We start from the raw sequence: 9,109 nt of genomic DNA, 5'->3' as shown, positions 1-9,109 counted from the left end.
TGCCCGTGCCGGCGTTGATCGCGTCATCGCCTGCTCCGCCGTCGATCCAGTCGTTGCCGCCGCCCGCGTTGATGGCATCGTTACCCACACCGGCATCGATGACGTCGTGACCGTCACCCGCGTTGATGGTGTCGTTGCCCGCCCCGGTGACGAGGGTGTCGTCGGTGGCGACCAGCAGATTGCTCAACAGATCGTCGCCGGACCCGGTGACGAGGAGCAGTCGCTCCAGCCCGGAGACCGTAACGTCATTGATCGTCTGAAAGCGTGTGGGATCATTGATCCAGGTAATGGCCGCCGAAGTTCCTGACCAATCGGCATAGAAGGTATCCTGTCCGGCGCCCCCGTAGTAGGTAGTGCCACCGATGGCTATCAACAGGTCATTGGCATTGGAGCCGATCACATTGACTTGCTCGATGGTGCCGTCGAATTGCGCCGTGACCTCGGATGCAGAGAGGGTCCGCTGGGCACCGGGCGCGGCATTCAAGGCGTCCCGGATCTGTAGCAAGCCGCTGTTGGCATCGACCCAGACCAAGTCCCCGTTCCCGGCCTCGGTGGTGATGCTGTAGCTGATGGCACCCTCGGTACCGTCGGCATTCACGGTCAGGCTATCGTAGCCGTCGTCGTTCAGATAGGCGTAATTGCCGCTGGCCTCGCTGATGCGCAGATAATAGAGATCGTCGCCGCCCTGTTGGACGGCCGGTAGCGCGGTAATGGTGTCGGTCGTGGCTTCCGGGTCGTAAGTGATCGTATAGCTGGCGTAGCTGGTGCCGAGATTGACGTTGTAGATCGAGTCGTACAGGTAGAATGGGCGGCTACCCACTTGCAGTGACCCCGAGGCCAGTGGCCCCCAGTCGATGGGGTCATCAAGGAGGTTCGTTTCCAGGCCGAAATCCATCGCGGTCGCGCTGAGCTGACCGCCGACCACGAACCCGGATTGGTTGCGCAATTGGCCGGTGAGGGTGTAGGCGGCGTCGATTGTGATCTCGCCGGCCCCGTCGGACGGGGCGGTAAACTCAAACTGTTGCCCGAGTCTGCCGCTGAGGATCTCACCGGTACTTGCCGTCAGGGTCACGTTGACGCCGGTGGGGACGAAGGTAAAGGCCTGGGCGAGTTTGATACCGGCGGCGATATCGACATCGAGGATGGTGTAATCCAGGGCCGCGGTGGCGGTACCGAACAGCGGTACGGAGACGCTGCCGTCGAGTTGTCCATCGAGGGGCGGAATGACCGGATAATAGTAACGGGCGAGGTTGTCCAGATCGCCGTTGAGATACAGGAAAAAATCAGACTGTTGGGCGCTGGCGCTCAGGGTGGGGAGATAGCGATCAGTGGCCCCGGACAACTGGGCGTGGGCGTTGAGATCCGTAGGCAAGTTGTAGCCGACCTGGAGGATGCCGCCGAAATCGTAGCTGCCGGAATTGTAAGCGCTGGTGTCCAGCAACACAGTGCTGTAGTCGATATTGACCAGATCGTTATGCAAAGAGGGGATGTTGATGCCGCCGATATCGAGGCCGTAACTGGCGTTGACTTCGAAATTCAGGCTGGCCTGAGCCGACAGGGAGGGTGCAACGGAATCCAGGGCGGCGTTGAGGACGGACCAATCGGAGGTGTCGACGACGAAGGTGGTGCCGGTTTGTACGCTATCCGGCGTGCGCACATCCACTTCGATCGGGTAGAGGATGTCGATGCTTCCGGTATTGAGCGATGCGGCAAAGCTGGGGCCGATGCTCGCATTGAGGGAATAATGCAGCGTGGGATCGGGCGCAAATGGGACGGAGGCTGTATAGCTGCCGGTCGCGTACCGGTTCCACTGGAGTTGGTCAAAAGTAAAAGAGACCGCGGTGGCTTGGTTCGGCCCCCACATGCTGGTATCGTCGATAGCGAAGGACAGGCGTGTGGTTTGTGCGTTGATCATGAAGGCCTTACCTTAGAGTAAACGTTATTGATGGTTCAACCGGCAGTGTCAAAAGGGATGTCTTCTCGCGTGTTCAGCGGTGGGCAAGTGAATCGCTTCACCGCTCCCGCAACGACTCATCCAGCACCCGAATCACCGGATACAGGAAATAGGAGATCACTGTGCGCTTACCGGTAATGATCTCCCCGGTCAGGGTCATGCCGGGCAATAGCCGGGTGGGGCTCGGAACATGTTGCAGCTTGGTGTCTTCCAGGCGCAGGCGCGCCAGGTAGTAGTAGCCCTGGCCGCCCATGGCATTCTGGCGGCTGAAGGTGTCGGCGCTGACGTTCAGCACCTTGCCGGTGATGGTGCCGTGTTTCTGGAAGGGATAGGCGTCGATCTTGATGCGGGCGCTGTCGCCGACGCGGATCTCGCCCACATCGGCCGGGCTGACCTCCACCTCGGCCTCCAGCGGGGCATCCAAGGGCACCAGGACGAACATCGGCTCGGCGTCCTGCACCACGGAGCCGACCGAGCGTTTGCCCAGTTCCAGGACGATGGCGTCGGCCGGGGCGCTGAGGGTGTCCAGCTCAGAGCGCCGCCGCGCCTTGGCGAGTAGCTCATTGCTCTCATCGCGCTGCTGGCGGGCGGCGGAGAGCTTCTCCATGGCGTCCTGGCGCCAGCTCTTGATGAAGGTCTCACGCTCGGCCTGGCTGGCGCTGATCTGGCGCGTGATCTCCTCCTGGCGATTGACGGCCAGGGTGTGGTCGCGCTCCACCTGCAGGCGCTGGGTCTGGACCTCCAACAGGTTGGCCTTGGAGCCCATCTGCTTGCTCTCCAGGGCCAGGTGCATGGCCTCGAGATCGGCCAGGGACTTGACCTGGCGGGCCAGGGCCTGCTGATCGCGCCGGTTGGTCTCCAGGGAGGCGCGCAGGCCGGCGATGGTCTCCTCGAACTGGCGCAGGCGCGCGGCATAGCCGGCCTGGCGTTCGGCCAGCAGGTCGGCCTGGAGTTGGCGTTGCGGGGCGTCGCCCGCGGCACCGGTCCCGGCGTGGCCGCTGAGCTCCGCCTCCAGCCGGTCGATCTCCAGGGCCAGGGTATCCCGGCGCGAGGTCAACTGGCTGGTGTCGGCAGTGGCAAAGGTCGGGTCCAGGGTGGCCAGCACCTCGCCCTGGCGCACCACCTGGCCAACGCGCACCTCGATGGATTTCAGGATGCCGGGCTCCAGGGGTTGCACCACCAGGTTGGGCAGTGGCGTGACCAGGCGCCCCTGGGCGATGACCAGCTTGTCGATCTCCGAGAGGCTGGCCCAGAGGATGGCCGTGATCACCAGGGCCAGTAGGGCATAGAGGGTGAACCGACGGGACCGCGGCGGGTCCCGCTGCTCGATCGCCTGGGCGTCGGGGAGAAATTCACCAAGCAGGGTTTGGAGGTGGTCTTGTTGCTTGCCCATGGTCATAGATGGCTGGTCTGCTGCTGCCACAGGTGGGCGTAGATCTCGCAGCGTTTAATCAATGCCTCGTGGGGCCCGGCATCGACGATCACCCCGCGGTTCAAGACCATGATGGCGTCGGACCGGGTGAGGGTGGACATGCGGTGGGAGACGATGATGACGGTGCGCCCGGCGACGATCTGGCTGAGATTATTGAGGAAGATCGCCTCGGACTCGGGGTCCAGGGCGCTGGCGGCCTCGTCCAGGATCAGGATGCGCGGCTGCGGCAGCAGCGCGCGGGCGATGGCCAGGCGTTGCTTCTGGCCGCCGGAGAGGTTGGCGCCATTCTCATCCAGCAGGGTGTCGTAGCCCTGGGGCAGCCGCTCGATGAACTCCTCGGCCCCGGCCACCCGGGCGGCGGCCACGATCTCCTCGAAGGCGGCGCTGGGCTGGGTGATGGCGATGTTCTCCCGGACCGTGCCGCGGAACAGGAAATTGTCCTGCAAGACCACGCCGATGTGCCGGCGCAGATGGGCCAGGTCGATCTCGCGGATGTCCACCCCGTCGAAGCGGATCACCCCCTCCTGGACCGGGTACAGGCCTTGGATCAGCCGGGTGAGGGTGGTCTTGCCGGAGCCGCTGCGCCCGACGATGCCGACCACCTTGCCGGCTGGCAGGGTGAAGGTCAGCCGGTCGATGGCCGGCGGGGCATTGAGGGCGTAGCGGAAGGTGACGCCGTCGAACTCGATCTTGCCTTGCAGGGGCGGCTCCAGGCCGCCGGACTCGCGCAGGCCCTCCACCGGGCGGTTCATGATCTCGCCGAGCATCCGCACCGACAGCGCCGTCTCCTGATACTCGTTGACCAGGGCGACGATCTGTACCAGGGGCGAGACCACCCGTCCGGCCAGCATCTGGAAGGCGATCAAGGCGCCGATGGTGAGGGTCCCGTCGAAGACCGCATAGGCGCCCGTGGCGATCAGCGTGACCATCATCAGCCGCTCCAGGAAGGTCATGAGGGTGTGGGCCGTCATGGAGATCTTGCCGACCTGGAAATGCATGTCCACCGCGCGCGCGGAGCGGTCCTCCCAGTCGCGGCGGCGCTGCGGTTCCACCGCCAGGGATTTGACCGTGCGCATGCCGGCGATGGTCTCGACCAGCATCGCCTGGCGTTCCGCCTCCGCGTTATACAGGGCCTGCAAGCGGGTGCGGAAGGTGGGGATCAGGGCGAACACCACCCCGGCGATGACACTGGCGAAGACCAGCACGATGACGGCGAGCTTCACTGAGTAGAAAAAGAGCACCGGCAACAACACGATCAGCACGGTGGCGTCGAGGATGGTCATGAACAGCCGACCGGTCAGAAACTGGCGGATCTTCTCCGCCTGCTGCATATGGCGGGTGATGACGCCGGCGGTGCCGGTCTCAAAATAGGTGATGGGTAGCTTGAGCAGGTGCGAAAAGGTCTTCTGCGCCAGGCGGATGTCGATGCGGTTGGTGGCATGCAGCAGGAAGTACTGCCGCAGGAAACTGAAGATGGCGTCGAACACCAGCGCCAGGGCCACCCCCCCGGCCAGGACAAAGAGGGTCGAATAACCTTGGTGGACAATGACCTTGTCGATCACCAATTGCATGAAGATCGGCACCGCCAGGGTGAGCACGTTCAGCACGAGCGAACTGACGGCGACATCGCGCAGGAACTGGCGCTGGCGGAACAACTCCGGGAGGAACCAGCGCAGGCTGAAGGGCTGTTTGTCATCCAGCAGCGGATAGAGCCGCCGGAGCAGGATCAGGTCCCCACCCCAGGCCTCCAGAAAGCGCGCCTGTTCCAGCAGGAAGATGGCATTGGCCGGTTGGGCCAGGGGGTCCATCACCGCCAGGCTCGCGCTGCCGTCGGCCTCCTTGATACCGACCACCACCACGGCGTTGCCGTTCTTGAGGATGGCGATGGCGGGGAAGGTCTCGCGCAGGGCGCGCAGCCGCTCCCAGGTGGCCCCGCGGGTGCGGCGGACCTTCAGCCCCAGTGACTGGGCGGCCGACAGGACCGCGTCGACCGGGGTGGTCGGGCGCCCCGAGACCGGCAGATGGCCGCGGCGGATCTGCTCCTCGGAGGTGGACATGCCATGGTGGCGGGCAATGGCGACCAGGCACAGCAGGCCGCTGGTAAGCGCGGTGTCATCCGCGGGGACTGCCCCCTCAGGGGCGGGGAGCGACGTGACGGCGTGTTCCATAGATGGCACCGGGGCCGCTGACCAGCGTGTGGCGCGCCCCTCCTGATTGGGCCTTGCTCATCATTCCGGCTGCAGGGTGGCCGAAACGATGACCAAGGCCCCTCATTGATCGATCAACGTACGGGTATTTCTCTGAATCAGTGCGATGATACCCGATCAATCGAGCGGTAACCTGTCACAAAGTAAAAATTTAAGCACGTTCGCCCTGCCCTGGCAGTTTGTCGGACTTGCAGCGTAAGAACTTGATTATAGAAGATAAAAAATTTGCGCCAAAAAAGCTGAAACTCTTTAACTTCAATCGGTTACCTCATCAAGTCCGACAGGCTGCTAGGAGGTTTGCTGGAAACCCCTGAGCCTGGTAGCGTATGCCTTAACCCCTGCCTTAACGTGGCTGGATTGCCTTAGCGCCTTTGAGGGATCTTTAACATGCCCACCTGGACCCAACGGGACCTCCTGCTCGCCGCCACCTCGACCCCCGCCGACGCGGCAGTGACCGGCGCCCTGGACGCCAACCCACCCAACACGCCTGCGGCCTTGGCACCACGCGCCGTGATCAGCGCCGAGTCACCGAGCAGGGTCCCGACCCCAGCGCCCAGAATCCTCTATGTCCTTGCGGGGGACCTGCCGAACCTCAGTGCCCTGACTGAGCAGTTGCCGGCGCAAGCACAACTACTCATCCTCGATGCCGACACCGATGGTATCGAGCAACTGGCCACGACCCTGGCCGCGAGGCCGCAGGCGTCCTACGACGCCATCCACATGCTTGGTCACGGTGACAGCGGGCGCCTGGCGCTGGGCAACGCCACCCTGTCACAGGCGACCTTGGCCCGCTATCAACCCGCCCTCGCCGTGATCGGTCGCGCCCTGACCGCGGACGGCGATCTCTTGCTGTATGGCTGCAACGTCGCGCAAGGCGAGGTCGGCGCAGCCTTCATCGCCGACCTCGCCCAGGCCACCGACGCCGACGTGGCGGCCTCCACCAATCTCACCGGGGCTGGCGGTGATTGGGTCCTGGAGTCCGCCGCCGGCACCATTGAGACCGCCGCACTCGCGGCCCCGGCGGACGACCGTCTGACCCTGAGTCTGTCGAGCTTCAACACCCTCATCACTAACAAGCTGTGGTCGACCATGGCCGAGTTTGCCGTGGCTGCTTACGAGGATACCCTCGGCAACTCGGTGCGCGCCGCCCTGCTGGCCACGGGCAAGTGGGAGCCCCCTAACTTCACCGTCGCGGCAGATGAGACCGCCATCACCTATAGCAACGGCTATTACAAGTACGCACCCACCGGGATCGATTTTGCGTCTGCCTTCGTCGCCCGCTGTGCCGATACCCTGGTGCTCTCGTTGACCGGGTCGGACGATTGGGTCGATTGGGCCTCCGACATCATTAACATGAACCCGGCGTTTGATGCACTGCGCCCGCTTCTCACGGCCGTCGATGGCTATGTCGCGAATCCATTGAATGGTATCCGTCAGGTCTATGTGGTCGGCCACAGCCTGGGCGGCGCCCTGGCGCAAGCCTACCTGCTGGGCCTCGGCAACGCCCCCAGCCACCCCGACACCGCCACCGCGAGTTACCGGGCTTACACCTTTGGCGCCCCCGGCTTCAATGATGACTGGGTGATAGGCGATTTTTTTCCAGGCCACGACGACCGTGTCATCCAACTTGAGGCGACGACCGACCCGATTGCGGACCTGTTGACCAAGACCGGCAATACCGTCCATGTCCAAGACAGCAGCGCCTGGAGTTCCGATTACCAGCTTGCTCACCACGGCAAGGACCGCTATCTCGCCATCGCCCGCTTTCTCGATAGCCAACTCCAGGCAAGTCCTCAGGACCATAATGGTCAGGGTTTTGATATCCCCAGCGGGGGACAACGACTCCTGATGCCGATCGATGGCAGTGCCGAGCTGGGGTGGACCATCGGCACCGGCAACGAGGACGTATACGACGACATCCCCGCCTACGATTTCCCCATCGCCTTTGGCGGAATAGGGAATGACATCCTGGGTCGGGCCGATGGTCTGGGTGACAGCGACGCCGATACACTCTACGGCGGGACCGGCAACGACACCTATTATGTCGATCACGCCGGCGACATCATCGTCGAGCGCGCCAATGCCGGCCGCGATCAGGTCTACGCGACGGTCTCCTACCGCCTTGCCGCCGAGACCGAGGACCTCACCCTGTCCCCGGACTCGGCCTTTCTCGCCTTCGATGCCGCCCTTGATGGTACTGGAAATGCGCTGGCCAATCGCATTCAAGGCAATGCCGCCGCCAATGCACTCTTCGGCGGCAGTGGCAACGATACCCTCGACGGCGGGCTGGGCATGGATCAGATCTACGGCGAGGCCGGGGACGACGTGCTCTATGCCGCCGACGGCGGCGACCTGCTGCGCGGTGGTACCGGCAATGACAGCTACAACGTCCGGCGGGTCGATTACGATGCGCTGATTTCGCTCGATGTCCCCACCTATACCCTCTTCGATGAGGCCGGGGCGCTGGATCGCCTGTATCTCTGGGACGACGGTCAGATGAACTTGAATGGTCTGGAGGATCTGAGTTTCCGCGCCGTAGGCTCGGACCTGTGGATCGATCTCGACATCGACCTCACCCTCGATGACGACGATGAGGGGCGCGTTATTGTCAAGAATCAGGCCAATACCGCCAACGCACTGGAATCACTCTATCTGGCCGATAAGAACGGTGTCGTCTTCGGCAACCCCTTCGCCCTGACCTCTGTCTGGTCCGCACTCCTCGCCAATGGGTCTGATGATTGGTTCCGGATGACTGCACCGGCCTCCGGCAGCGACCCGAGCGCCATCGCCATTGTCCCAGGCAGTGGAACGGGGGGCAGCGGGGCGGGAAACACCCAGGGCGGGGCCAATACCCTCAGCCTCGACGCCCCCCTGGTCCTGCGCGGTCAGGTGGGGGAGATCGGGTCCAGCATCAGCTACACCATCACCCCGGCGATGAAGGGTGCCATTCAATTGGAGCTTGATCTGGCGTGGCTTTACGGGGACTCTGGCGAGGACAAGACCTACCGGGTCGATGTCATGGATGCCAGCCAGACCCCACTGGAATCCTTTCGGATCAATGGCGACGAAACCTTTCGGGTCGGTGTAGTCGGCCCGACCGCGCATAGCATCCGTCTGACCAATACCGGGGATACCCGCGAGGTCTTCAACGTCCTGAACGGCCAGTTCACCCTGACGGTGCGTCAGGCCGATAAGTACATCAATATATTCGCTATGAGCGCTTAATTATTTATCTTTCTTTTAAATCAATGCTTTGCAATTATTGGCGCCTACAAATATTTCACTTGAAGTACTTACCAGCCAAGACTACGAATCAGAGCGCAACGATTGGCGTACCGACGCCGATCCCATCGCCCTGGGACGCACCAACGAGGGGCAGTTGTCCACTGCCGCGGATGTCGATTGGTACCGCATCACCCCCGGCCAAGTTGGGGCGCTGGATGTGTCGTTTACTGACCACTTCTCCGGTGGAACCTACGGTACCCACGAATATAAGATAGAGGTCATGAACGACGA

5 protein-coding genes are annotated in these 9,109 nt (G+C 63.0%); 2 read left to right on the top strand and 3 right to left on the bottom strand.

Annotated elements, in window-relative coordinates; all coding sequences use genetic code 11:
• The 3 genes from QZY03_RS24530 to QZY03_RS24520 all read right to left on the bottom strand — a co-directional run.
• The coding region (locus QZY03_RS24530) for a calcium-binding protein (RefSeq protein WP_367268253.1) at positions 1–1,915 on the bottom strand (1,915 nt) is incomplete at its 3' end.
• 97 nt (positions 1,916–2,012) lie between these two features.
• Complete coding sequence (locus QZY03_RS24525) at positions 2,013–3,353, bottom strand: HlyD family type I secretion periplasmic adaptor subunit (RefSeq protein ID WP_295585507.1); 1,341 nt, start codon at positions 3,351–3,353, stop codon at positions 2,013–2,015.
• Positions 3,350–5,554 (bottom strand): peptidase domain-containing ABC transporter, encoded by a 2,205-nt coding sequence (locus QZY03_RS24520; protein WP_295585505.1) that lies wholly within the window; start codon positions 5,552–5,554, stop codon positions 3,350–3,352. The genes QZY03_RS24525 and QZY03_RS24520 overlap by 4 nt, the downstream gene beginning before the upstream one ends.
• 426 nt (positions 5,555–5,980) lie before the next feature.
• Here QZY03_RS24520 and QZY03_RS24515 point away from each other — a divergent pair, with 426 nt between their 5' ends.
• Both QZY03_RS24515 and QZY03_RS24510 read left to right on the top strand, forming a co-directional pair.
• Positions 5,981–8,818 carry a DUF4347 domain-containing protein gene (locus QZY03_RS24515; protein ID WP_295585503.1) on the top strand — a complete coding sequence of 946 codons (2,838 nt, stop codon included), beginning with the start codon at positions 5,981–5,983 and terminating at the stop codon, positions 8,816–8,818.
• A gap of 28 nt (positions 8,819–8,846) precedes the next feature.
• A partial coding sequence (locus tag QZY03_RS24510) for a hypothetical protein (protein WP_295585501.1) occupies positions 8,847–9,109 on the top strand: 263 nt, incomplete at its 3' end.

The sequence above is a fragment of the uncultured Lamprocystis sp. genome, from assembly GCF_903933125.1.
In the GTDB taxonomy this organism is placed as follows: Bacteria; Pseudomonadota; Gammaproteobacteria; order Chromatiales; family Chromatiaceae; genus Thiodictyon.
The sequence above is the reverse complement of the archived record's forward strand: the minus strand, read 5'-3'. Positions and strand labels throughout refer to the sequence as shown.